Below are 23,872 nucleotides of genomic sequence, written 5' to 3' on the forward strand. Positions count from 1 at the left end.
CGAATAATAACGCCGGGTGTTGTCGTCATGCAACGCTGCTTGTGGTTGTAGACGTCCGGCGGTCGTGGGCGGCGGGGTCAGCCACCCGTCGCGGTTCCGGTCTTGGCGGCGGCAAACAGGGCAACCGCGTTGGTTATGCTTTGCGCCGCCTTGCCGCGCCAGTCAGCGTTCAGCAGCTGCGCCTCGTCCTTGACGTTGGAGAGGTAGCCGAGTTCGACCAGGACGGACGGCACGTCCGGGGCCCTGAGCACCCTGAAGCCGGCCGAGCGCTGCGGATTGTTGATCAGGCCGACGCTGGTCGACAGCTGACCGACCAGCGTATGGGCGAAGCTCATCGAGAAACCATGCGTTTCACGGCGGATCAGGTCGATCAGGATGTCGGTGACTTCCTTGTTGTCGTCCTCGATCTTCATTCCGGCGAACTGGTCGGACAGGTTCTCGCGATCCGCGAGCGCCTGGGCCTCCGGATCGGAAGCCTTGTCCGAGAGCGTGTAGACCGTGGCGCCGCGAAGGCCTTTGACGGCGATCGTATCGGCATGGATGGAAATCAGGAGGTCAGCCTCGTGCTGGCGCGCGATGCGCACGCGCTCGTCCAGCGCCAGGTACACGTCGTTGTCGCGTGTCATGTAGACATCGTATTTGCCGACCGCGGCCAGCTTGTCGCGCAGTTCCTTGGCAAAAGCGAGCGTGACGTCCTTCTCGACCGTGCCGGCGGAGCTTTCGGCGCCACCATCGACGCCGCCATGGCCGGGATCGATAACCACCGTGAAGCGATGGCCGGGCGCCGAGACCGGTCCGGTACCCACCCGCTCGCCCTTTTCGGTCGAAACCGTCGAACCGGTCGTCAGCGACTGGTTGGCGAGAGCTTCGTCGAACTCCCGCTCGGAGGCAGCCGACATATCGATGGCGATGCGATAGCCGCTGCCGTCGTCGTTCTTGAGCACGTCGATCTTGTCGACGGCGAAAGGGCCCTTGCCGGTGAGGATCAGGCGCGAGCCATGTCCCTGATCGCCGTAGCGAACGGCCCGTACAAGGCCGCGCGGCTTCACATCCTTGGCGTCGAGCCCGAATCGCGTGCGCGGCAGATCGACGACGAGGCGATTGGGGCCGCGCAGCAGGAACCATTTGACGTCCGGCTCGCGGTCGAAATTCACGACGATGCGCATCTTTGTGGCGTCGCCGGCCATCTTGTAGCCGGTCGCGCCAAGCAGGGTGTCGGCACGCGCGGCGGCTGTAAGGCAGAACAACAGTGCCAGCAGCAAGGCAGTCCAGGCCACGCGCACGAAATGCCCAGCGGCCCCACCCCTCTTGTCTGCGGCGCCCGCCGGTCCCATCTCTTATTCGTCGCTCCCGATTTGACGCATTGCGCCCGGTTTTCTCGCAGAGTGCCTGTCAGGCCGCCAACTCGATTAACGATTGGTATTCAGAGAAGGTTAACCAAGCCTTTCATGGAGCGGGAAGAAGGCACCTTCCCGGGGGGAAGCGCTTTTTGCCGGCATCCGAAATCGGGGTTGCCTTCCATCCCGCCAAATCATAAAAGCGACGTTGGATCACTGCAATCCTGGAACCGCTCGCCTCAGCAGTTTCCTGCCAAAGGTTGGATGCAAAGGCGGCTCCTTTACCCTTCCAGGCTCGGGTGGTCGCGACGATTTTCGCAGGTGTGCCCTCGTGGCGGGGAATCGCTTGCGTGAGGAAAACGGCCGGGTTGGTCCCGTGCCGGCTCTTTATGAGCAAACAAGCTGGTCCGGCTCCGCCCGGGCTTTGGTTCAAAAGGTTCTGCTGGGTGCCGATGGCTTCAAGCGCAATCATGGAAAGGTCCGCATCGAACCGCGCCATAATGGCTGCGGGCGGCACCGCCATTGCGCTCAAGCGGCGGCCGGCGGACGTTCAATTATCCGGCATGCACACAGATACAGGCGCACAGCGGCGGGCATTGCCACGCCAGCTGCGGCTGTCGGCTGCCGGCAGGAAACAAAATAATGCCCAACAAGATGCTGATAGACGCCTCCCACCCGGAGGAAACACGCGTTGTTGTCGTTCGCGGTAACCGCATCGAAGAATTCGACTTTGAATCCCAGGACAAAAAGCAGCTCAAAGGAAACATCTACCTCGCCCGCGTAACCCGCGTCGAACCTTCCCTCCAGGCAGCCTTTGTCGAATATGGCGGCAACCGTCACGGTTTTCTCGCCTTCAGTGAAATTCATCCCGATTATTACCAGATCCCGGTCGCCGACCGTCAGGCCCTGCTGCGCGCCGAAGCGCAGGAGGCCGAAGACGAAGACGACGAGGAGGCCGAGAACGGCGAAGAGCAGCAGGCGCGCGATCGCGGCGGCCGGCGCAACCGCCGGCGCGGCGGCAAGAACCGCGACCGCGGCGAGCACAAGCACGCTTCCTCGGAGAACGAGGAAAGCACGGTCGAGGCTATAGCTGACGAAACCGCCGCTGAGGTTGTCAGGGGCGAGGAAGCCGGCGGCGAGACCGCCGATACCCCGGCAGAAAATGCCGGAGCAGTCTCCGAGGCCATCGAGGCCGTATCGGAAGCGGCTGAAGAATCCGCCGGCGAAGCTGGCGGAGATGACGCCACGGACGATGAGGATGGCAAGCCATCCGAAGGTGGCCCGACCTCGATTGCCGCCAGCATCGAAGCAGATGTGATTTCCGAGGCGGTCCCGCAGGCGGATCAGCCCGAGCAGAGCGGCGAAGCCGCCGCCAGCGACAATGATCGCGGCATGCTGGAGGACGTCTCGGCCTCGCACTCGGACGAGCACGAGGTCGAATCGGTCGGCGCCGAGGACGCGCTCGAGGAAATCCGCAACCGCCGCAAGCCGGTGCGTCGCCAGTACAAGATCCAGGAAGTCATCAAGCGCCGCCAGATCCTTTTGGTGCAGGTGGTCAAGGAAGAGCGCGGCAACAAGGGCGCGGCGCTCACCACCTATCTGTCGCTTGCCGGCCGCTATTCGGTGCTGATGCCGAACACGGCGCGCGGCGGCGGCATCTCGCGCAAGATCACCAACGCCCAGGACCGCAAGCGGCTGAAGGAGGTCGTGACCGATCTCGACGTGCCGCAGGGCATGGGCGTCATCCTGCGCACCGCCGGCGAAAGCCGCACCAAGGCGGAGATCAAGCGCGACTACGAATATCTGATGCGGCTTTGGGAGAACGTCCGCAACCTGACGCTGCAGTCCTCGGCCCCTGCCCTGGTCTATGAGGAAGGCAGCCTGATCAAGCGTTCGGTGCGCGACCTCTACAACAAGGACATCGACGAGATCCTTGTCTCCGGCGAAGATGGCTACCGCGAGGCCAAGGATTTCATGCGCATGCTGATGCCGAGCCACGCCAAGGTGGTTCAGCCATTCCGCGACACCACGCCGATCTTCGTGCGCAACGGCATCGAGGCGCAGCTCGATCGCATGCTGCAGCCGCAGGTGACGCTGAAGAGCGGTGGCTACATCATCATCAACCAGACCGAGGCGCTGGTTTCGATCGACGTCAACTCCGGCCGCTCCACCAAGGAGCATTCGATCGAGGAGACCGCGCTCCACACCAATCTGGAAGCGGCAGAGGAAGTCGCGCGGCAGTTGCGGTTGCGCGACCTTGCCGGCCTGATCGTCATCGACTTCATCGACATGGAGGAGAACCGCAACAACCGCTCCGTCGAGAAGCGGCTGAAGGATCACCTCAAGAACGACCGCGCCCGTATACAGGTCGGCCGCATCTCACACTTCGGCCTGATGGAAATGTCGCGCCAGCGCATTCGCGCCAGCGTGCTGGAATCGACCATGAAGCCTTGCCCGCATTGCGGCGGCACGGGCCATGTGCGCTCCGATTCCTCCGTGGCGCTGATGGTCGTGCGGGCGATCGAGGAATTCCTGCTCAAGGATTCGCGCAGCCACATCATCGTGCGCACACCGGCGGCGACCGCGCTCTATGTGCTCAACCACAAGCGCGCCAACCTGCTGGAGCTCGAAGCCCGCTTCGGCCTGACGATCACGATCGAGGCTGACGAGACGCTCGGCACTCAGCACTACGCGATCTTCCGCGGCGCTGTTGCCGAGAAGCCGGAAGGCTTTGTCGAGGTGCGCAGCCTGCCGGCCTATGTCGAGCCGGAAGAGCCCGAGGACGAGATCGTCGTCGAGGAAGATGAAGAGGAAGTCTCGGTCCAGGCTGAACAGCCGCGCCACGCGCAGCAGGGCCAGCATCAGCAGCGATCCGAGGATGGCGAAGGCCGTGATCGCAAGCGTCGCAAGCGTCGGCGGCGGCGCGGCGGCAGGGATCGCGACCGCGAGCACAACGGGGACGCCGCGGCGGCGCCGATGGAAGCCGGCGAAGCCGATGATGATGCAACGGAAGAGACCACCGAGGAGGTGACCGCCGGCGACGAGGCCGTGGCGGCCGCTGCCGACGACGGTTCCGGAAAGAAGCGCCGGCGCGGGAAGCGCGGCGGCAAGCGCAACCGCCGTGAGGACGAAGCTTCAGACGCCGTTGCCGGCGAAACTGTTGGCGATATCGAGGGTGAGTCGGTTGAAGGCCAGGACGCCGTAAGCGAGCCGGCAATAGCCGCTCCTGCGGAAGAACCTGCCGCTCCGGCGGCGGCTAATGACGATGCCGAGGCGATCGAAAAGCCGAAGAAGCCCCGCCGTTCGAGGGCTAAGAAGGTGGCCGAGGAAGCCGCGGCCGAGACGGTGTCCGAACCTGTGGCCGAGGCCCAGGTCGCGCCCGTGGCTGCCGAGCCGGAGCCCGTGGCAGCTGCGGCATCCGAGGCGGAGCCTGCCGCCGGCGCCCACCCGACGCGGCGCAAGCCACAGTCAGTCGACGCGCCGGTTGTTCCCGTCGTGTCGTCGAATGTAAGCGACGAAGCCAAGGCCGAGGACAAGCCGAAGCGCGGCGGCTGGTGGCAGCGCAAAGGCTTTTTCTAAGCCTTTCAGGTTGTTAGGCTGATCTTTCGAAAGAATCCCGCGCCGCACCCGGCGCGGGATTTTTCATTTCGCCACAGCCCTTTTAGCGCAGTTCCGGGTGGAAAACCGCCAGCACTTTGCTGCTTTACGGCGCGAAGATCGACCAGTTCATCATCCGGGCGAGCTTCTCCATGGCGATTGAGCCGAGTTTGGAGTTGCCGTTCTCGTTGAGTCCGGGCGACCACACCGCCAGCGAAGCAACCCCTGGCACGATGCCGAGAATGCCGCCGCCGACCCCGCTTTTGCCGGGGATACCGACGCGGAAGGCAAAGTCGCCGGAACCGTCATAGTGGCCGCAGGTCAGCATCAGCGCGCCGATGCGGCGTGCCCGTTCGGCCGAGACGACCGAATGCCCGGTCGCCGGGTTCCTGCCGCTATTGGCCAGAAACCGGCCGGCCATGGCAAGCTGGCGGCAACTCACCGCAATCGCGCAATGGTGGAAATAGACACCCAGCGCCAGCTCCGGTTCGTGATGGAGATTGCCGAAGGATTTCATGTAGTTGGCCAGGGCGAAATTGCGGTAGCCGGTGGCGCGCTCGGATGCCGCGACCTCGCGGTCGATGATGATCGTCTCGTCATCGGCGAGGAACTGGATGAAGCGCAGGATTTCGCCTATCGCCTCGCGCGGCTGATGGCCGGCGAGCAGGACGTCGGAGACGACGATGGCGCCGGCATTGATGAACGGATTGCGCGGGATGCCGTTCTCGTGTTCGAGCTGGACGATCGAGTTGAACGGATTACCGGACGGCTCGCGGCCGACGCGATGCCACAGCGCATCGCCGACCTTGCCAAGCGCCAGCGTGAGCGTGAAGACTTTCGAGACGCTCTGGATCGAAAAGGGCTGATCGGCATCGCCGGCAAGCATGACGCGGCCGTCATTGGTCACGGCGGCGATGCCGAATTTCTTCGGATCGACCTTGCCGAGCTGCGGGATGTAGGTCGCCACCTCGCCGCGATCGGTACGCTGCGCCATTTCGGCGGCCACTTCGGCCAGTGCCTGCTCGAGTTCCGGCATGGCTTCTATTTCAGCCAGCGTTCGATGCGCGCCAGCGCCTCGACCATCTCGTCATGGCTGCCGGCATAGGAAAAGCGCATGGTGCGGTGGCCCTGCAGCGGGTCGAAATCACGGCCGGGCGTCGCCGCGATATGCGCCTCGGCCAGCATCTTGCGCGCAAAAGCCATACTGTCGTTGGTGTGGCGGGTGACATCGCAGAACGCATAGAAGGCGCCGTCCATCGGCGCGGCGAGCGCGAAGCCGAGTTCCGGCAGGCGCTTCATCAGAAGGTCGCGGTTCCAGGCATAGCGCGCCTTGACCTTCTCCAGCTCTTCGGTCGCCTTGAAGGCTTCGATCGCCGCGACCTGCGACAGTTCAGGCGGCGAGATATAGAAGCTCTGGGCGACACGCTCGATCGGCCGCACCAGCTCTTCCGGCAACACCATCCAGCCGATGCGCCAGCCGGTCATGCAATAATATTTCGAGAAGGAATTGATCACGGTGACACCGGCGCCGTGCGCCAGCGCGGTGACATCGGGCGCCGCGTAGGCCAGCCGGTGATAGATTTCGTCCGAGATCACGGCGATGCCGAGTTCCTCGGCCGTCTTCACCAGCGCCGCAAGTTCATCCGCCGGAATGACCGCGCCGGTCGGATTGGCGGGGCTGGCGAACAGCACGCCCTTCAGCGGCTTGTCGCGATGCGCGGCCTTGAGGTGCTCGGCATGCAGATAGGCATCCGCGCCGAGTTCGATTTCGACGATCTCGATGCCGAGCGCGGCCATGATGTTGCGGTAGGCTGGATAGCCGGGCGCGGCGATGGCGACGCGGTCGCCCGGATCGAACATGGCCAGGAAAGCGAGGTTGAAGGCGGCGGACGAGCCGGTCGTGACGGCAATGCGCGACGGCGCGACGTCGATCCCATAGTGCTCGCCATAATGCGCCGCGATCGCCTTGCGCAGATCGGCGAGACCCAAGGCGTCGGTGTAGCCGATGCGGCCATGCCGCAGGGCCGCGGCCGCCGCCTCGCGGACGCCGACCGGCGCGGGATCCGATGGCTGGCCGACGGCCATCGACACCACGGGCACTCCGGTGGCCTTCAGCCGGTTGGCTTCAGCCAGGATGTCCATGGCGTGGAAGGGCTCGACTTCCCCTCGGCGTGAAAGCGAAACGACCATTTGACCTCTTCCAACTGCCATTATCCGGCGAAATTCCTGGGCGGAAGCCGTCCTGGATCGCCCTTGAACTGCCCCGGTTCGAGGGCAGCGCCGCACAAATGCCCGATTGATGTGGGGATCACAAGCGCGCAGGAAGTTACCGGTGCCGACTTTTCATCTTTCGCCCGCTCGTCTACCAGTGGACCTTATGTTGAGCCGACCCCGACCATCGATTGGCGAATCGACCTCCCTCAGCCGAACCGCGCGCGACTTCGCGACGCTTCTGCTTGCCGCCGCGGTCGCCGTGTCGAGCTCGGTCAGCGCCTTCGCGCAAGGCGTGCCGGTGGTGCGCGACGCCGAGATCGAGGCCTTGGTGCGCGACTATGCCCGGCCGATCTTCGAGGCGGCGGGGCTTGCCAATGACGGCATCGACATCGTTCTGGTCAACGACCAGAGCTTCAACGCCTTCGTCACCGGGCGGCGACTGTTCATCAACACCGGCGCGCTGGTGACCGCCGAAACGCCGAACGAGATCATTGGCGTCATCGCGCACGAGGCCGGCCATATCGCCGGCGGCCACCAGCAGAAATTGCGCGACCAGCTCGACCGCGCCAAGACCATGGCCATCATGGCCACGCTGCTCGGCGCCGGCGCCATGGTGGCCGGCGCCACCACCAACAGCCGCGGCCTTGCCGGCGCCGGCATGGGCGTCGCCGCCGGCGGCGGCGAGATGGCGCAACGCTCGATTCTCGCCTATCGGCGTACCGAAGAAATCACCGCCGACCGTTCGGCGATCACCTATCTCAACGCCACCGGCCAATCCGGCATGGGCATGCTGAAGACCTTCGGCCGCTTCCAGAGCGCGCTCTCGCTCGCCGGCACCCATGTCGACCCCTATCGGATCAGCCATCCGATGCCGCAGGAACGCATCGCCAACCTGGAAGTGCTCGTCAAGCAGAGCCCGTTCGTCAACGTTGTCGACCCGCCGTCGCTGCAGCAGCGGCACGACATGATGCGCATCAAGATCGCCGCCTATATGCAGGGCCAGGCAGCCGTCGCGCGGCTGATGCGCAAGAACCCGGCCAGCCTTGCCTCGCGCTATGGCGATGCGCAGCAGACCTATCTCTTCGGCAGTCCGGGCGCGGCGCTCACCAAGACGGCGGCGCTGATCAAGGAACAACCGAAGAACCCCTATTTCCATGAATTGCGCGGCGATATCCTGATGAAGGCCAACAAGTCGAAGGATGCGGCGGACGCCTACGCCAAGGCGGTCAGCCTCGATCCAGCGCGCTCCGGCCTGCTGCTGGTCTCGCTCGGCCAGGCGCTGATGGCGGTGGGAACGCCCGATTCGACCCAGAAGGCAGTGGTCCAGCTCAACAATGGCGTTGGGCGGGACAAGGAAAATGCCGACGCTTATCGCTTTCTGGCGCAGGCATATGGCGAACTCGGCGAGATTCCGGCTGCCGATCTCGCCACCGCCGAGGGCCACTATTATGCGGGCGACTACAAAAACGCTAAGATCTTCGCCATGCGCGCTCAACAGAAATTGAAGCGCGGCGAACCCCGCTGGGTCCGCGCGCAGGATATTATAAACTACACGCCATCGAACAAACTCAAATGAACCTCCCGGACGTTGGCGGCGACCAAGGCGGACCGGAAAAGGCAAAAGGATCGACAATCATGAACAAGGCAATCCTGCTTGGCAGCGCTGGCGGTCTGGCTGTGGCGCTCGGGATGCTGGCCTTCGGCTTCGTGGCGGGAAACCCGCAGGCCGCGAGGGCCGACACCGTGCAAATCGCGCAGGTCACGTCCTCCACCGATACCAAAGCCTCCGCCGACACCAAGATCGATCGCAAGGAGGTCGAGGGCATCATCCGCGACTACCTCTTGAAGAACCCGGAGGTTCTGCTCGAGGTGCAGGACGCGCTCGAGGCCAAGCAGAAGGAAGAGCAGCGGCTCGCAGCACTTGGCGTGATCAAGGACTCCAAGGACGAGATCTTCAACTCCACCTTCGACGGCGTCGTCGGCAATCCGAAGGGCAAGATCACGATCGTCGAGTTCTACGATTACAATTGCGGCTTCTGCAAACGCGCCATCGAGGACATGCAGGTGCTGACCAAGTCCGACCCGGACCTGCGCTTCGTGCTCAAGGAATTCCCGATCCTCAGCCCGGATTCGCAGAAGGCCAGCGTCGTCTCCATGGCGTTCCACCTGATGCACCCGGAAAAATACGGCGAATTCCACACCGCGCTGCTCGGCGGCCAGGGCCGCGCCACCGAAGCGACCGCCATGAAAGTTGCGCTTTCGCTCGGCGCCGACGAGGCAGCGCTGCGCGAGAAGATGAAGGATCCGCGCATCGCCGAAACGCTTTCGCGCACCTATGACCTTGCGACGAAATTGTCGATCACCGGCACGCCGTCCTATGTGGTTGGCAACGAGGTGATCTTCGGAGCGCTCGGCCAGCAGGTTCTGGCGGAAAAGATCGAAGAGGCAAAGAGCGCGCTCTAGACGCGCGCGGTGCAAAAGCCGGCCGCTGTGGACAGCGAAAGAACGCACTTGCGCTCTTTTCGCGGGCGGCTATGCCCATTATAGAGGCGCAGTGCGCCGGCTTGGGGTCGGCGTAGAACAAGGTCGGCATATTGAAAACGATTTTCGTCCTCAACGGACCCAATCTCAATGCGCTCGGCAAGCGCGAACCGGGGATCTATGGCGGCAAGACGCTTGCGGCCATCGCCGAGGACTGCAAGGCGGCCGGCGCCGCGCTCGGGCTCGAGATCGATTTTCGCCAATCCAACCATGAAGGCGATCTGGTCGACTGGATCCAGGAAGCCAGCGAGAAGGCGGCAGGCATCGTCATCAATCCCGGCGCCTACAGCCACACATCGATCGCCATCCACGACGCCATCCGCGCCGCAGCACCGCTGCCCGTCGCGGAAGTCCATCTTTCCAACATCCACGCGCGGGAGCCCTTCCGCCACGTCTCCATGGTCGCGCCGGTCGCTGTCGGCATGATCTGCGGGTTCGGGCCGCTCGGCTACACCCTCGCGCTGCAGGCACTGGCGGCTCGCCTGTGACCGGCCCCCAAACAGAAGGCTCGAAAATGTCGATAAAAAAGACCGGTGTTGACCAGCAGCTGATCCGCGATCTGGCGGGCATTCTGAACGACACCAATCTGACCGAGATCGAGGTCGAACTCGGCGACCTCAAGGTGCGCGTCTCGCGCCAAACGCAGGCCGTCCACGCCGTCGCCGCGCCGCTTGCCGCGGTTGCTCCTGTTGCCGCGGCAGCGACTCAGCCCGCAACGGCAGCCGCAGCCGCCGATGTGTCCAAGAACGCAGTGCCCTCGCCGATGGTCGGCACCGCCTATCTGGCACCCTCGCCCGACGCCAAGGCGTTCATCGAAGTCGGCCAGAAGGTCAAGGAAGGCCAGACGCTGCTCATCATCGAAGCGATGAAGACGATGAACCAGATCCCCTCGCCGCGCGCCGGCACGGTGACGGCGATCCTCATCGAGGATGCCCAGCCGGTCGAATACGGCATGCCGCTGGTGGTCCTTGAGTAGAGCTGGGAACAACCAAGAGATGTTCCAGAAGATCCTCATCGCCAATCGCGGCGAAATCGCGCTCCGCGTGTTGCGCGCCTGCAAGGAGCTCGGCATCCAGACGGTGGTGGTCCACTCGACCGCGGATTCCGACGCCATGCATGTTCGGCTTGCCGACGAGAGCGTCTGCATCGGCCCGCCGCCCTCGCGCGAAAGCTATCTCAACATCCACCAGATCGTCGCCGCCTGCGAGATCACCGGCGCCGACGCCGTGCATCCGGGCTACGGCTTCCTGTCGGAGAATGCCAAGTTCGCCGACATCCTGGCGGCTCACAACATCACCTTCATCGGCCCGTCGGGCGACCATATCCGCATCATGGGCGACAAGATCGAGGCCAAGCGCACGGCAAAGCGTCTCGGCATCCCGGTCGTGCCTGGATCCGACGGCGCGATCAGCGACGAGAAGGAAGCCAAGCGCGTCGCCGCCGAGATCGGCTATCCGGTGATCATCAAGGCCTCCGCCGGCGGCGGCGGCCGCGGCATGAAGGTGGCGCATAGCGAAGCCGACCTCGAAGTCGCGCTGCAGACGGCCAAGTCGGAAGCGGGTGCCGCCTTCGGCGACGACGCCGTCTATATCGAGAAATACCTGGAGAAGCCGCGCCATATCGAGGTGCAGGTGTTCGGCGACGGCGCCGGCCGTGGCGTGCATTTCGGCGAGCGCGACTGCTCGCTGCAGCGGCGCCACCAGAAAGTCTGGGAGGAAGCCAATTCGCCGGCGCTCAATGCCGAGGAGCGTTCGCGCATCGGCGGCATCTGCGCCAAGGCGATTGCCGATCTCGGCTATTCGGGCGCCGGCACGATCGAGTTCCTCTACGAAAATGGCGAGTTCTATTTCATCGAGATGAACACGCGTCTTCAGGTCGAGCATCCGGTCACCGAAGCGATCACCGGCATCGACCTCGTGCACGAGCAGATCCGCGTCGCCTCGGGCGGCGGGCTGTCGGTCAGGCAGGAAGACATCAAGTTCAACGGCCATGCCATCGAGTGCCGCATCAACGCCGAGGATCCGCGCACCTTCACGCCCTCGCCCGGCACGATCACGCATTTCCATACGCCCGGCGGCCTCGGCATCCGCGTCGATTCCGGCGTTTATTCCGGCTACAAAATCCCGCCCTATTACGATAGTCTGATCGGCAAGCTGATCGTGCATGGCCGCAACCGCGTCGAATGCATGATGCGGCTGCGCCGAGCGCTCGACGAATTCGTCGTCGACGGCATCAAGACGACGCTGCCGCTGTTCCGCGACCTTGTCGGCAATCCCGACATCGCCAATGGCGACTACGACATCCACTGGCTGGAAAAATACCTGGCCAAGGGTGAATAGCACGGGGATGCGATGACCCGCCCCTACGCGCCAGGCTATCGCATTCCGACCGACCTGCTGCTCAGGGCCTATGCCTCTGGTGTCTTCCCGATGGCCGAGAGCGCCAACGACCCCGAAGTGTTCTGGGTGCGGCCGGAAACGCGCGGCATCATTCCGCTGGACCGGTTCCACACGCCGCGCAGCCTGAAGAAGACGATCCGCAAGCATCCGTTCGAGATCCGCTACGACTTCGATTTCGAGGCGACGATCGACGGCTGCGCCGAAAGGCGCGAGGAGCGCCGCTCGACCTGGATCAATGCGCCGATCCGCGAAGCCTATGTCGATCTCTATCGATTGGGCCACTGCCATTCGGTCGAGGCGTGGCGCGAGGACCGCCTGGTCGGCGGCCTCTACGGTGTCTCGCTCGGACGCGTGTTCTTCGGCGAAAGCATGTTCGCCAGGGAGACCGACGCTTCAAAGACTTGCCTCTACCATCTCGTCGAGCGGCTGAAGGCGCGCGGCTTCGCGCTGCTCGACACGCAGTTCACCACCGAGCATTTGAAGCGCTTCGGCGCCGTCGACGTGCCGCGCGGCCAGTATGAGAAGCTGCTCGCCGAAGCGCTGAAGGGCGAGGCCGTCTTTTATCCTTGAGTTCGCTCTGCCGCCTCGATCGGCGTCTGCGCATGGAACATCATCTTCCAGCCGTCGGCGCGATGGACATAGCCGGTGCTGACCAAAGCAACATAGGGTTCGCCGTTCTCGCGCGTCGCGCGCGCCTCGTAGGTCAGCATGACGATGTCGCTGCCAGGCTCGACCATGCCCTTCAACTTGATGTCCAGGTCGCGCCATTTGTTGGGCTGGGTGGCGGTCTTTGCGAGATCGGCATTGGTCATCGCCTGCGCCATCTGCGGGAACGCCACCAGGCACTCCACATCGGCATTGGCTTCATAGTAGGCGGAATCGCCTGACCAAAAGCCCTTCTCGATATCGAGAAGCTCCTGCTTGTTGGCGGTGATTGTTTTCGTGACAGTCATCGCGGAATCCTCCTCGCCTTGCCGATTTGAACGGCCAAAGGGCGGGCAGGTTCCGAGATCAGTTCGTGTCGGTGGTATCGTCCGGGGCCGGCGCCGCGTCAGCCGGCTCGGATGCGGCGTCGGCCGGTTGCGCCGGAGCCTTGGGCTTGGCGGCTTCGGTCTTCGGCTTGGCCGTGTCGGCCTTGGCCGCGGTCGGCGGCGGCACGTCCGACTTCTGCTTGCAACCCTTGAGCCAGACGTCATAGACGGCGTGCTCGACGGCGTTGAGGCCCGGGCTTTCGGCAAACATCCAGCCGGTGAAGATGCGGCGGATCTTGCGGTCGAGCGTGATCTCGTCGACCTCGACGAAGGAATCGGTCTTCGGCTGCTCCGTATCCGGCCGCGAATAGCAGACGCGCGGCGTCACCTGCAAAGCGCCGAACTGCACGGTTTCGTCGATATAGACGTCGAAGGTGATGATGCGGCCGGTGATCTTGTCGATGCCGGCGAACTCGGCCACCGCATTGGTGACGCGGTCGGAGGCCGCGGGTGCCGCGGCCGGCGCCTGCGCGGCGGCGAAGGCCGCCGTCGAGGCAACCAGAATGGACGTCGCCGCGATCAGCGCCTTTGAGGTATGGCCGAAAGAGCTCATGCAAAATACCGGTGGTTGCGCCCGGGTGATTCTCTCAACGCCCAAGGCTAGTCATGGCTGCGCAGTCAGCAAGCAGCTAAATGCCAATTGTGGCGATAAAGGACCGAAGCGGCGTCTTGGATTACGATCCGAGGGATTACGACCCCGGCGTCCAGGCGTCGTAGTCGCCAGTCACCTGCGGGCGATGCTGGTTGGTCAGGATGGAACCCTGCGGACGATAGGCGCCGGGCGTTCCGGTCAGGTTCGGCCGATGCTCCTTCTGCCAGTCGCGAGCCTTGTAGCTCTCGCTCGGTGGAGGTGTATCGACGCGATGATGGATCCAGCCATGCCAGCCCGGCGGGATCTTCGAGGCTTCCGAATAATCGCGGTAGATGACCCAGCGGCGGGTGCGACCTTCCGAATCGATGCCGCCCTCATAGTAGACATTGCCGGCTTCGTCCTCGCCGACCCTCTTGCCGAAGCGCCAGGTGTGGAAGCGCGTGCCGAGCGTCTGGCTGTTCCACCAAGTGAAAAACTGCAGCAGGAAAGTTTTCATCCACATCCTCACGGCGGCAGCGGCTGCGCCTTTTCCCTGCTTATGGCGTCACGCCACCGCGAAGGCAAGGGTTTTGCCATGTCCCGACGTAAATGCTTCGTGCGTCCTTCTTGAAGCATGTCGTCGTCCCAGAACCGCTCCGCGCTTATGGGCGACATGCATTAAATCGATGCAGTTGTGCCGCCGGCGGCAACGCGGCTTGCCAAGCGCCGCCTGTCTTTCTAAAGCTCGGCCCGCCCGTTTCGGGCGCGCCTTGAGGGAGGTGACGATTGACCCGGGATCCGTCCGCCGACAGCCGGATCAGCGCCGAAGACATTCGCCGCCGCAAAGGCGGCGTGCCGATCGTCTGCCTTACCGCCTACACCTATCCCGTCGCCCGCCTGCTCGATCCCCATGTCGATCTGCTGCTGGTCGGCGACAGCGTCGCCATGGTCCTGCATGGCCACACCACAACGCTCGGCGCCACGCTGGAGATGATGATCGCGCACGGCCAGGCCGTGATGCGCGGCTCGGCCAAGGCCTGCGTCGTGGTCGACATGCCGGCGGGCAGCTATGAGGCCTCGCCGGCGCAGGCCGCGGTGTCGGCAAGGCGGATCGTCGGGGAAACAGGCTGCCAGGCCGTGAAGCTCGAAGGCGGCGTCGACATGGCCTCCCGGATCGCCGCGATCGCCGCCGAGGGAATACCGGTCATGGGCCACATCGGCCTGCAACCGCAATCGGTGGAGAAGGACGGCGGCTACAAGATCAAGGGCCGGACGGAGGACAATATCGCCGCGCTGCTCAGCGATGCCGAGGCGGTGGAACAGGCCGGCGCCTTTTCGGTCGTCATCGAAGGCACGATGGAGGCCGTGGCCGCGAAGCTTACCCATCACATTTCGATACCGACCATCGGCATCGGCGCCAGCGCCGACTGCGACGGCCAGATCCTGGTGATCGACGACATGGTCGGCCTGACCGTCGACCGCGTGCCGAAATTCGTCAAGGAATACGCCGACTTGCGCAGCGCGATAGCGGATGCGGCGGCGCGCTACGCAGCCGAGGTGCGGAGCCGCGCCTTCCCCGGCCCCGACCACGTCTTCACGACTGCATCCGGCAAGGACAAGACATGAACGCGCCGATCGTCGTCGACAGCGTCACCGCCCTTCGCGCGCAGGTCCGGGACTGGCGGCAGGCCGGCCTCAAGGTGGCCATGGTGCCGACCATGGGCGCGCTGCACGACGGTCATATCTCGCTGGTCAGGATCGCGCTCGAACGGGCCGAGCGCTGCGTGGTCTCGATCTTCGTCAACCCGACGCAGTTCACGCCGACGGAAGATCTCGACAAATACCCGCGCCAGCTGGCGCGCGATCTCGACCGGTTACGGGATGCGGGCGCGCATCTCGCCTTCACGCCAAACGTGAGCGAGATGTACCCCTCCGGCTTCGCCACGAAAATCTCGGTCGGCGGCCCCTCCCGCGGCCTGGAGACCGACTTCAGGCCGAGTTTCTTCGACGGCGTCGCGACCGTGGTGGCCAAGCTCTTCCTGCAGGCGGCGCCCGATTGCGCCGTGTTCGGCGAGAAGGATTACCAGCAGCTCTGCGTCGTCAGGCAGCTCTGCCGCGATCTCGACTTGCCCGTCGAGATCGTCGGCGCACCGACCGTGCGCGATGCTCATGGCCTCGCCATGTCGTCGCGCAACGCCTATCTGGGCGAAGCCGAGCTCGACATCGCGCGCAAGCTCAATTTGATCCTGCGCCGCACGGCGGCGGCGCTTTCAACCGGCGCGGATGAAGCAGGCGCTATTGATGCCGCCGCGAAGGCCCTGGCCTCCGCTGGTTTCCAAAAGGTCGACTACGTCGCCGCCCGCGCGAGTGTCACGCTCGAGCCCTGGCAGCGGGATCGTGACGGCCGCCTGCTGGCGGCGGCCTGGCTCGGCACGACGCGGCTGATCGACAATATGGAAATTCCCTCCGCCTGATCGGACGTTCGTTCGACCAGGCTCGGCACCTACTCTTCCGACGGCATGTGCAGATACATCGACTGGATGCCGACGCGCCCAGGACCGGTGAAGCGGTTGACGACGAAATTCATGGCGGCGCCGAAGAAGCCGCTGGAAAGACGGTCGATCCTTGTATCCATCTTGACCGAAGCGTCCTTGAACAGCCAGCCGCCTGGCTCGATGTCTGTGGTCTCGCCGGGCGCCAGCACCTTCTCGAAGACATTGCCGTAGCCGTGCAGCCAGACGATGCCGTCGCCTGTCTCGCCGCGGAAACGGTCGATGAAGAAGCCACTCTGGCCGAATAGCATCGTTCCAAGGCCGCGGACGCGCTCGAACGTGTAGTCGACACTGGCGGTCGCGGCCAGGAACTGATGCTCGCGCACCTGTATCTCCTCGCCGCGCCGAAGATGGATCGGCACGATATGGCCCGGCCCGTCGCGGCTGAAGGCGATGACGCCCGGCCCGGACGCCTCGGTGACGAAGATCTGCATGCCCGCGATCATGCGCTTCAGCGCGCCCTTCAGCGATTTCAGGCCGATGGTGATCGTGGTGTTCTTCCACAAAAGGATGTGGTGTTCGAAATAGACCGGCATGTTGGTCACATCGACCGACAGCACGGGCACCAATTCGCCGGCGACGTGATAGGTCACGCCCCCAAACGTCTCGTCCGACACCTCGGTCGGCATCAGTTCCGGCAAGCTCGGCATGGCAGTCCCCCTCATCACCGTGCTGCCGGTCGACCGGACTGTCGCCGGCGCGTCGGGCTGCGGCAGCATTGCCGCCGGGCTTTCGGCCGTCAAATGAAAGCTGGCATTGGGCGCGCCGCTCGCAACAACGTGAAGCAATTGCGGCGGCGTCGAGCGATCAGGCGATCAGCGGCCGCTCAAGGAGCAGTGACGCGACGCCGGACTGCGCAGGCCCGCGATTGTCGGCGCGGCCGATCTGGACGAAACCGTTCGCCATATAGAAGGCGACGGCGCGCTTGTTCGCTTCAGCCACCTCGACGCGTACCGCGCGCGCTTCGGGGAAGCTCTCCATCACTTCGTCCAGCAGCATGCCGCCAATCCCCCGGCCCTGCAGGTCCGGTGCAACATGAAGCTGCTCCAGATCGATCGAAGCGCCCTGGTCAGCGCTTTCCGCATAGGCGACGCCGCCGATGCGCTTGCCATCGTCGGCGACCAGGAACTCCGCATCCGGCCGCTCGATGCGCGCTTTCAACTTTTCCGGCGAACACCAAAGCGCGATGGTTCGATCGATCCGCTCGGCGCCATAGATGGCGTCGCAGGCCGCGTGCCAGGTCTCGGCCAGCAGTGCCCGGATAGCCGCAATGTCACGGTCGCTGGCGGTGCGGACAAACACCGTTATTCGATGCCGAGCTTGGCCTTGACGAGATCGTTGACCGCCTGCGGGTTGGCCTTGCCGCCGGTCGCCTTCATGACCTGGCCGACGAACCAACCGGCCATGGTCGGCTTGGCGCGCGCCTGCTCGGCCTTGTCCGGATTGGCGGCGATCACCTCGTCGACCGCCTTCTCGATGGCGCCGGTGTCGGTGACCTGCTTCATGCCGCGGCTTTCGACATGCTCGCGCGGATCGCCGCCTTCGTTCCAGACGATCTCGAACAGGTCCTTGGCGATCTTGCCGGAGATCGTGCCTTCCTTGATCAGGTCGAGAACAGCGCCGAGCTGCTCGGGCGAAACCGGAGCATTTTCAATGCCCTTGCCAGCTTTGTTCAGCTGGCCAAGGAGATCGTTGATGACCCAGTTGGCGGCGAGCTTGCCGTCGCGCCCTGCCGCCACCTTCTCGAAATAATCGGCGATCGGCTTTTCCGATACCAGGACCGAGGCGTCATAGGCCGAGAGGCCGAGCGCATCGACCAACCGCGCCTTCTTGTCATCGGGCAGCTCCGGCAGGTTCCTGGCGAGCGCATCGACATAGGCCTGGTCGAACTCCAGCGGCAAAAGGTCGGGATCTGGGAAATAGCGGTAGTCATGCGCTTCTTCCTTGGAGCGCATCGAACGCGTCTCGCCCTTGACCGGATCGAACAGCCGTGTCTCCTGGTCGATCTTGCCGCCGTCTTCCAGGATGGCGATCTGGCGACGCGCCTCATATTCGATGGCCTGGCCGATGAAGCGGATCGAGTTCATGTTCTTGATCTCGCAGCGCGTGCCGAACTCGCCGCCCGGACGGCGCACCGAGACGTTGACGTCGGCGCGCAGCGAGCCTTCGTCCATGTTGCCGTCGCAGGTGCCAAGATAGCGCATGATCGAGCGCAGCTTGGTGACATAGGCCTTGGCCTCGTCGGCCGAGCGGATATCGGGCTTGGAGACGATCTCCATCAGCGCCACCCCGGAGCGGTTGAGATCGACATAGGACATGGTCGCATGCTGGTCATGCATCGACTTGCCTGCATCCTGTTCCAGATGCAGGCGCTCGATGCCGACCTCGATATCCTCGAACTCGCCCTGGCGGTCGGGCCCGACGGAGACGATCACCTTGCCCTCGCCGACGATCGGCTGCTTGAACTGCGAGATCTGGTAACCCTGCGGCAGGTCCGGATAGAAATAGTTCTTCCGGTCGAAGACCGACTTGTGGTTGATCGCAGCCTTCAGGCCGAGCCCGGTGCGGATCGCCTGCTTGACGCATTCCTCGTTGATGACCGGCAGCATGCCGGGCATCGCCGCGTCGACAAGGCTGACATTGGCGTTGGGCGCTGCGCCGAACGACGTCGAGGCGCCGGAAAAGAGTTTTGCCTCAGAGATCACTTGCGCATGCACTTCGAGCCCGATGATGATCTCCCAGTCGCCGGTGGCGCCGGGGATCAGCCGTTTTGCGTCAGGGGTGCGGGTATCGATGATGCTCATGGAGGCCTGCTAACTCGCTAAACGTGACTTTCACGTCAGACGTGAAAGTCATTCGCTAGTGCAAACCGCTCTGCGAGACAAGCCTGTGAGACAAGCGCAAAGCCGCTCTCTGGCCTTTCGGCGGCTTCCGCCTATAGGGCGCCCATCCCAATGGAGAGTGGATGTCCACAAACGCTCAGTCCCGGTGAAGCCTGACCTCCCAGGCGAGGCGGGGCAGAAAAACCTGGAAGGACGCGCGGCGCTGTGGGAACAGCGCATCCTGCACCTGCTCGCGCAGGGCGGGCGTATCAAAATCGAAAAGAACGAGGGCAGGAAGATCGCCTCGGTCCAGTGCCCGACCCGCGACGGCTGGCGCTATCCGGGCTTCGACCTGGAGTTCTTCCGAAAGCTGAGGCGGAAGAAGGCGGTTTCCTCAACGAACCGCGGTCCTTACCGCATCACCCGACGCAGGCCTGAGCTCGTGCGCGCCGAACTCGACAACCGTTAGTGCCTTTGTTTTACGCAATTCCGGACGGAAAACCGCCCACACTTTTCCTGGAATTGCTCTAGCGCCCAATGCCGCCGGACGAAACGCCGGCGGCACCTTTCCGTTTGCTTCAGGCCGTGGCGATGTAGGCTTTCATCTCTTCGGCTTCGCGCTCGACATCCTCGATGCGGCGCTTGACCACGTCGCCGATGGAGACGATGCCATCAAGCTGGCCGCCCTTTTCCACCGGCAGATGACGGAAGCGGCCACGCGTCATGATCTCCATGACCTCGTTGACCGTGTGGTTTTCGTTGCAGATCTTGACCTTCGGCGTCATCGCCGAGCGCACGGCGATGTCGAGCGCGGCGGCGCCCTCCTTGGCTACCACCCTGACGATATCGCGTTCCGAGAGAATGCCGACGATCTTGCGATCGCCATTGGTGATGACGAGCGCGCCGATCCTGTGCTCGGCCAGCATGCGAATGGCCTCGCTGAGTTTTTCATTGGGCCCGAGCGTGAACACGTCATGGCCCTTGCTTTCAAGAATTGCCTTAACCGTCATGGCGTCCTCCACTGCCTTTGACGCCGGCTCCCGCCCTGGCCGGCTTTTGAGCCCCGGCGCCCTTAGGAAGACACTGGGTGCTTGGGCAACATCGTGCGCCGTGATTGATTGCATTTCAAGTGCGCCTGAGGACTAGATCAGGATGGCGTTTCGTTGAATCGCCATCCTGATCTATCTCTTGTTGGAGCATGATCTTCTCCGAAAACCGGTTCCCACTTTTCGGGATCATGCTCTAGGCGGCAGCCATCGGACGGTCGAAAAAACGCAACCCGAAAAAGCCGGCGACGAAGCCGCCGATATGGGCTTCCCAGGCGATCTGACCGTCGATGCCCGGCGCGAAGCCAAGCAGGCCCGTGGCCAGATTGATCACCATCCAAACGCCAAGAAAGGTCATGACGCCGCGCGAGCGCAACACGGATGCGATCGGCAGCGGCTCGCCGGCGAAGGCCGCGCTGCCTGAAGAGCGGTCGACGCGGAACCCATAGCGCGCAGCCGCGCCCATCATGCCGGAGATCGCACCCGAGGCACCGACGAGCGGCGCCTCGCCATAGGGATGCAGCGCCCAGAACAGAACAACCGAAGCCAGCCCTGTCACGGCGTAGAATATCGCGAAACGCAGCGCGCCGAGACGATTGGCGAGCGGCGAACCGAAGGCTGCAAGCCAGATCATGTTGATGGCGATATGGGCAATGCCCCCATGCATGAACGCATAGGTGAACGGACGCGTGAACAGGAACCAGTCGAAGCCGTACTGGCCGGTGTACAGCACCGGAATGAAGGCACCGTCGTAGAGCAGCGTCATTTGCTGCGCTTCGTTCAGCACATATTGCTGCAGCAGATAGACGACCACGCATATGCCGATCACGGCGAGCACCACCGGCGGCAGGTTGAACACGGGTTCGCGGCGGCGCGGCTCGGAAGCCTCGTCCGGCGTCGGTTCGGTTTCGGTGGGGCTTACAGGCTCGCTCATGCGCCTTTGCGGGTCTGGGGCTTAGGGCTTTCGGCGAGCATGTAGATCACGCCCTTTCGAATCACAAACGGCTAATCGCCACAGCCCAGATCAGAAAAGGAGCGAATCAGAACGGAGCGAATCAAAAAGAAGGCCGTCCAGGATTTCCCTGAACGGCCGGTCGAGTCCCCTGCTCCCCATAAACTCGTGACTGAAGTGCTGCCGATCGCTGCAGGAACGACCGTTTTGGAGTGGTTTTGATGTGCCACAGGCTTCGGCGGCACGCAATGTAAACCACTTGTTAACCTTAACGGCCCCGAGGCGTGAACAAACGTTAACGATACTGGCACGCATCCTGCTCCGCACCGCATGAAGGTCATCGGAGGGCGCCCTGTCTGTTCGCCGATGGGACATCAAAAGATAGATTGTGCGGAGCGGAATGGACATGAATGAAAAAGGATCAATCGCGCTGTTCCAATATTGGAACCAGCTGCGTGATGGTCGCCTCGCCCCGAAACGATCGGAGGTGGAGCCGGCCGACATCAAGTCGCTTCTGGCCGACACCTTCATCCTGGAGCGCGACACGCGCGGCGAGGCGGTGTTCCGGCTCGCCGGCACGCGGCTCTGCGCCTATTATGGCCGGGAGCTCAAGGGATTCTCCTTCCCTTCGCTCTGGCGCGAGAAGGATCAGCGGCTTGTGTCGCGGCTCATGCAGGGCGTTTTCGACCAGAAATCGGTTCTGCTCATGACCTATGAGGGGTTCAGCCGCAACGGCCGTTCCAACAAATTCGAGCTCATGGCGCTGCCGCTGGACGGGGGCGCCCAGAACCCGCGCTGCCTCGGCATCGTCAGCGCCGCCGACAAGCCGTTCTGGCTTGGCGCCGATCCGCTCGCCGACGCGCTCATCGATACGATCCGGGTGATAGATCCCGACAAGGAGCCGATGCTCCTGAAGAACCGTCCGGCGATCGACGTGCCCTCGCTCGTTCCGGCCGAATTCGATCCTCCGGAGACCATTTCGGCGCTCGGCCGCGTGCGCCGCATCCGTCATCTCGTCGTCCTCGACGGCGGGCGTCACGAGTGAGCCCGGCCGTGTGAGGTTTCCCGTCGCTCCCGGTAAATTTTTCCGTGTCGCGCGAGCCCCCAGGCCCAGGCTTTTGCGGCCGACTTTCCCGTTTGTTAACCTGCTTTGCTGTAGTTTTTCGGGTGAAATTCCTCGCATCGTCGCGCGGAATGCCAACGGGGTGTAGGCAGTCATGAGGTCAGCGGCGGTAGAATATGCGCCGTCACGAGCTGAGAGGCGCAACTTTCAGCGTGTCCGCGTCAAGATTTACGGGCGCTTCATGCTGGAAGACCGCACCGAGCATCCTTGCCAGGTGATCGATATGTCGCCCGGCAATGTTGCGTTGCGTACGGACCGGATCGGCATGCCGGGCGAGAAGGTCATCGCCTATATCGACCATATCGGCCGTGTCGAAGGCATCGTGACGCGCACGTCGCAGGACGGTTTCGCCATGACCGTCATCGCCTCGGACCGCAAGAAGGACAAGCTTGCCGCGCAGCTCACCTGGCTTGCCAACAAGCATGAGCTCGACCTGCCCGAGGACCGCCGCCACGAGCGCGTGGCGCCGCGCAATCCGATGAGTGTCCTGCAGCTCACCGACGGGCGCCAGTATCAATGCCGCATCATCGACCTGTCGCTCTCAGGCGCTGCCGTCGAAATCGACGTCAAGCCGGCGATCGGCGTCCAGGTCACGTTAGGCACGATGCGCGGCCAGGTGGTGCGCCATTTCGAGGACGGCGTCGCCATCGAGTTCGCGGTCATCCAGCGGCCGGAAACGCTCGATCAGGAATTCAACGCGCCGCGCTCCTGAGACGCGCGACGCCCGCTCCTGAGACGAGCTGACGCAACAAAGCAAACCGGCCCTTAGGGGCGCAAATCGGCCCTTAGCGGCCGGTTTTTTGTTGTCCTCTTGGGAGGTCGGACGCGGGCCGCCAGTGACATCAGAATCTTGCGCGGGCCGGATGAAAATCTGAACAATCCGAAATTCCGATAGTTCAAATTTTATGTTTATTCTACTGGCGTTTTACTCAATGTCTACTTCGGGTTTTTGCGTCAAATAAATCCCAACGTGGCACAGTCTCCTCAAACGGGGAGACTACAACAATGAAAATGACGAGGGGCAAGCTGTTGCTCTTGGCAATGGCGATGCAGCTTTCCGCGTGGGGCACGGCAAGCGCAGGACCGGCTTTCATGCATACGGGTGGCCGCACCACCCAGCCGGTCGGCCACTACGATTTCTGCCAGCGCATTCCGGTCGAATGCAACCAACGGACGCCGAAGGGTCCGCCGGTCGAGCTGACGCGCAAGCTGTGGGCGACGATCGTCAACGTCAACAATTCGGTCAACGTCCGGGTCAAGCCGCGCACCGACATGGAGATCTACGGCGTCGAGGAATACTGGGCCTATCCCGACAAAGGCTATGGCGACTGCGAGGACTACGCGCTGGAGAAGCGCCGCGAGTTGATGGCCGTCGGCGTGCCGGCCGGCAATCTGCTGATGACGGTGGTGCGCCAGCCGAATGGCGACGGCCATGCGGTGCTGACGGTGCGCACCAGCCTCGGCGAATTCATCCTCGACAATCTCGAGCCGAAAGTGCTCGCCTGGAACGACACGGTCTACACCTATCTCAAACGTCAATCGACGGAGAACTCGGGCGCTTGGGTAACGATCAACGACGGCCGCGAGGACGCGGTCGCCAGCGTCCGCTAGGGCGCCAAAGCGATCGGGTACGCCGCCCATGATGCGGCGGCGTGCCCAAGGAGAAAGCCCGGTCGAGTCCCCACCC

25 protein-coding genes are annotated in these 23,872 nt (G+C 63.6%); 13 read left to right on the forward strand and 12 right to left on the reverse strand.

Going from position 1 to position 23,872, the window contains the following annotated elements:
- Positions 1-77 precede the first annotated feature (77 nt).
- Positions 78-1,334, reverse strand: coding sequence for an N-acetylmuramoyl-L-alanine amidase (locus FJ424_RS24970; protein WP_140657577.1), 1,257 nt, complete (start codon positions 1,332-1,334; stop codon positions 78-80).
- A 112-nt stretch (positions 1,335-1,446) separates the two neighbouring features.
- Positions 1,447-1,860, reverse strand: coding sequence for a hypothetical protein (locus FJ424_RS24975; RefSeq protein WP_140657575.1), 414 nt, complete (start codon positions 1,858-1,860; stop codon positions 1,447-1,449).
- Between the two features lie 119 nt (positions 1,861-1,979).
- Here FJ424_RS24975 and FJ424_RS24980 point away from each other — a divergent pair, with 119 nt between their 5' ends.
- Positions 1,980-4,916: a ribonuclease E/G gene (locus FJ424_RS24980; RefSeq protein ID WP_140657573.1), complete on the forward strand. Its 2,937-nt coding sequence runs from the start codon at positions 1,980-1,982 to the stop codon at positions 4,914-4,916.
- 124 nt (positions 4,917-5,040) lie between these two features.
- Here FJ424_RS24980 and FJ424_RS24985 read toward each other — a convergent pair whose 3' ends face one another.
- Together FJ424_RS24985 and FJ424_RS24990 are read right to left on the reverse strand one after the other, a co-directional pair.
- Positions 5,041-5,970 (reverse strand): glutaminase, encoded by a 930-nt coding sequence (locus FJ424_RS24985; protein ID WP_181182124.1) that lies wholly within the window; start codon positions 5,968-5,970, stop codon positions 5,041-5,043.
- A gap of 5 nt (positions 5,971-5,975) precedes the next feature.
- Positions 5,976-7,124: an aminotransferase class I/II-fold pyridoxal phosphate-dependent enzyme gene (locus FJ424_RS24990; RefSeq protein WP_140657569.1), complete on the reverse strand. Its 1,149-nt coding sequence runs from the start codon at positions 7,122-7,124 to the stop codon at positions 5,976-5,978.
- 187 nt (positions 7,125-7,311) lie between these two features.
- Between FJ424_RS24990 and FJ424_RS24995 the strand changes: the two genes are divergently transcribed.
- The 6 genes from FJ424_RS24995 to aat all read left to right on the forward strand — a co-directional run bounded on the left by FJ424_RS24995 (position 7,312) and on the right by aat (position 12,658).
- Positions 7,312-8,724: a M48 family metalloprotease gene (locus FJ424_RS24995; protein WP_140657567.1), complete on the forward strand. Its 1,413-nt coding sequence runs from the start codon at positions 7,312-7,314 to the stop codon at positions 8,722-8,724.
- Between the two features lie 59 nt (positions 8,725-8,783).
- Entirely contained in the window at positions 8,784-9,611 is an 828-nt protein-coding gene (locus tag FJ424_RS25000) for a DsbA family protein (RefSeq protein ID WP_140657565.1), read from the forward strand.
- 131 nt (positions 9,612-9,742) lie between these two features.
- Positions 9,743-10,177 carry a type II 3-dehydroquinate dehydratase gene (gene aroQ, locus FJ424_RS25005; protein WP_095767887.1) on the forward strand — a complete coding sequence of 145 codons (435 nt, stop codon included), beginning with the start codon at positions 9,743-9,745 and terminating at the stop codon, positions 10,175-10,177.
- A gap of 26 nt (positions 10,178-10,203) precedes the next feature.
- On the forward strand, positions 10,204-10,665 hold the full coding sequence (accB, locus tag FJ424_RS25010; RefSeq protein WP_140657563.1) for an acetyl-CoA carboxylase biotin carboxyl carrier protein: 462 nt from the start codon (positions 10,204-10,206) through the stop codon (positions 10,663-10,665).
- 19 nt (positions 10,666-10,684) lie between these two features.
- Positions 10,685-12,028 carry an acetyl-CoA carboxylase biotin carboxylase subunit gene (gene accC, locus FJ424_RS25015; RefSeq protein ID WP_140646935.1) on the forward strand — a complete coding sequence of 448 codons (1,344 nt, stop codon included), beginning with the start codon at positions 10,685-10,687 and terminating at the stop codon, positions 12,026-12,028.
- Between the two features lie 12 nt (positions 12,029-12,040).
- Positions 12,041-12,658: a leucyl/phenylalanyl-tRNA--protein transferase gene (aat, locus tag FJ424_RS25020; RefSeq protein ID WP_140646934.1), complete on the forward strand. Its 618-nt coding sequence runs from the start codon at positions 12,041-12,043 to the stop codon at positions 12,656-12,658.
- Here aat and FJ424_RS25025 read toward each other — a convergent pair.
- From FJ424_RS25025 to FJ424_RS25035, 3 genes are all read right to left on the reverse strand, one after another.
- Positions 12,649-13,041, reverse strand: coding sequence for a hypothetical protein (locus FJ424_RS25025; RefSeq protein WP_140646933.1), 393 nt, complete (start codon positions 13,039-13,041; stop codon positions 12,649-12,651). The two genes, aat and FJ424_RS25025, sit on opposite strands and share 10 nt — an antisense overlap.
- 58 nt (positions 13,042-13,099) lie before the next feature.
- On the reverse strand, positions 13,100-13,672 hold the full coding sequence (locus tag FJ424_RS25030) for a DUF2155 domain-containing protein (protein WP_140657561.1): 573 nt from the start codon (positions 13,670-13,672) through the stop codon (positions 13,100-13,102).
- Between the two features lie 136 nt (positions 13,673-13,808).
- The gene (locus tag FJ424_RS25035; RefSeq protein ID WP_140646931.1) at positions 13,809-14,207 is read right to left on the reverse strand and encodes an NADH:ubiquinone oxidoreductase subunit NDUFA12; all 399 of its coding nucleotides are present in this window, start codon (positions 14,205-14,207) and stop codon (positions 13,809-13,811) included.
- A 269-nt stretch (positions 14,208-14,476) separates the two neighbouring features.
- Between FJ424_RS25035 and panB the strand changes: the two genes are divergently transcribed.
- Together panB and panC are read left to right on the forward strand one after the other, a co-directional pair.
- The gene (panB, locus tag FJ424_RS25040; RefSeq protein WP_140657559.1) at positions 14,477-15,316 is read left to right on the forward strand and encodes a 3-methyl-2-oxobutanoate hydroxymethyltransferase; all 840 of its coding nucleotides are present in this window, start codon (positions 14,477-14,479) and stop codon (positions 15,314-15,316) included.
- Positions 15,313-16,164 (forward strand): pantoate--beta-alanine ligase, encoded by an 852-nt coding sequence (gene panC / locus FJ424_RS25045; protein WP_140657557.1) that lies wholly within the window; start codon positions 15,313-15,315, stop codon positions 16,162-16,164. The genes panB and panC overlap by 4 nt, the downstream gene beginning before the upstream one ends.
- Positions 16,165-16,193: 29 nt before the next feature.
- Here the strand turns inward: panC and FJ424_RS25050 are convergent, their stop codons facing one another.
- From FJ424_RS25050 to gatB, 3 genes are all read right to left on the reverse strand, one after another.
- On the reverse strand, positions 16,194-16,892 hold the full coding sequence (locus tag FJ424_RS25050; RefSeq protein WP_140657555.1) for an AIM24 family protein: 699 nt from the start codon (positions 16,890-16,892) through the stop codon (positions 16,194-16,196).
- 157 nt (positions 16,893-17,049) lie between these two features.
- Positions 17,050-17,544, reverse strand: coding sequence for a GNAT family N-acetyltransferase (locus FJ424_RS25055; RefSeq protein ID WP_140657553.1), 495 nt, complete (start codon positions 17,542-17,544; stop codon positions 17,050-17,052).
- Positions 17,545-17,546: 2 nt separating this feature from the next.
- Entirely contained in the window at positions 17,547-19,046 is a 1,500-nt protein-coding gene (gene gatB / locus FJ424_RS25060; protein ID WP_140657551.1) for an Asp-tRNA(Asn)/Glu-tRNA(Gln) amidotransferase subunit GatB, read from the reverse strand.
- Positions 19,047-19,287: 241 nt separating this feature from the next.
- Between gatB and FJ424_RS25065 the strand changes: the two genes are divergently transcribed.
- On the forward strand, positions 19,288-19,533 hold the full coding sequence (locus tag FJ424_RS25065) for a YjhX family toxin (RefSeq protein WP_181182131.1): 246 nt from the start codon (positions 19,288-19,290) through the stop codon (positions 19,531-19,533).
- 109 nt (positions 19,534-19,642) lie between these two features.
- Here FJ424_RS25065 and FJ424_RS25070 read toward each other — a convergent pair whose 3' ends face one another.
- A complete protein-coding gene (locus tag FJ424_RS25070) occupies positions 19,643-20,074 on the reverse strand; it encodes a CBS domain-containing protein (RefSeq protein ID WP_140646924.1) in 432 nt (143 codons plus the stop codon).
- 232 nt (positions 20,075-20,306) lie between these two features.
- Entirely contained in the window at positions 20,307-21,044 is a 738-nt protein-coding gene (locus FJ424_RS25075; RefSeq protein WP_140646923.1) for a rhomboid family intramembrane serine protease, read from the reverse strand.
- A gap of 424 nt (positions 21,045-21,468) precedes the next feature.
- Between FJ424_RS25075 and FJ424_RS25080 the strand changes: the two genes are divergently transcribed.
- The 3 genes from FJ424_RS25080 to FJ424_RS25090 all read left to right on the forward strand — a co-directional run bounded on the left by FJ424_RS25080 (position 21,469) and on the right by FJ424_RS25090 (position 23,796).
- On the forward strand, positions 21,469-22,107 hold the full coding sequence (locus FJ424_RS25080) for a PAS domain-containing protein (protein WP_140657547.1): 639 nt from the start codon (positions 21,469-21,471) through the stop codon (positions 22,105-22,107).
- Between the two features lie 172 nt (positions 22,108-22,279).
- Complete coding sequence (locus FJ424_RS25085) at positions 22,280-22,897, forward strand: PilZ domain-containing protein (RefSeq protein WP_140646921.1); 618 nt, start codon at positions 22,280-22,282, stop codon at positions 22,895-22,897.
- Positions 22,898-23,190: 293 nt separating this feature from the next.
- Positions 23,191-23,796 (forward strand): transglutaminase-like cysteine peptidase, encoded by a 606-nt coding sequence (locus FJ424_RS25090; protein ID WP_140646920.1) that lies wholly within the window; start codon positions 23,191-23,193, stop codon positions 23,794-23,796.
- Positions 23,797-23,872 lie beyond the last annotated feature (76 nt).

Source organism: Mesorhizobium sp. B3-1-8 (genome assembly GCF_006439495.1).
Lineage (GTDB): Bacteria > Pseudomonadota > Alphaproteobacteria > Rhizobiales > Rhizobiaceae > Mesorhizobium.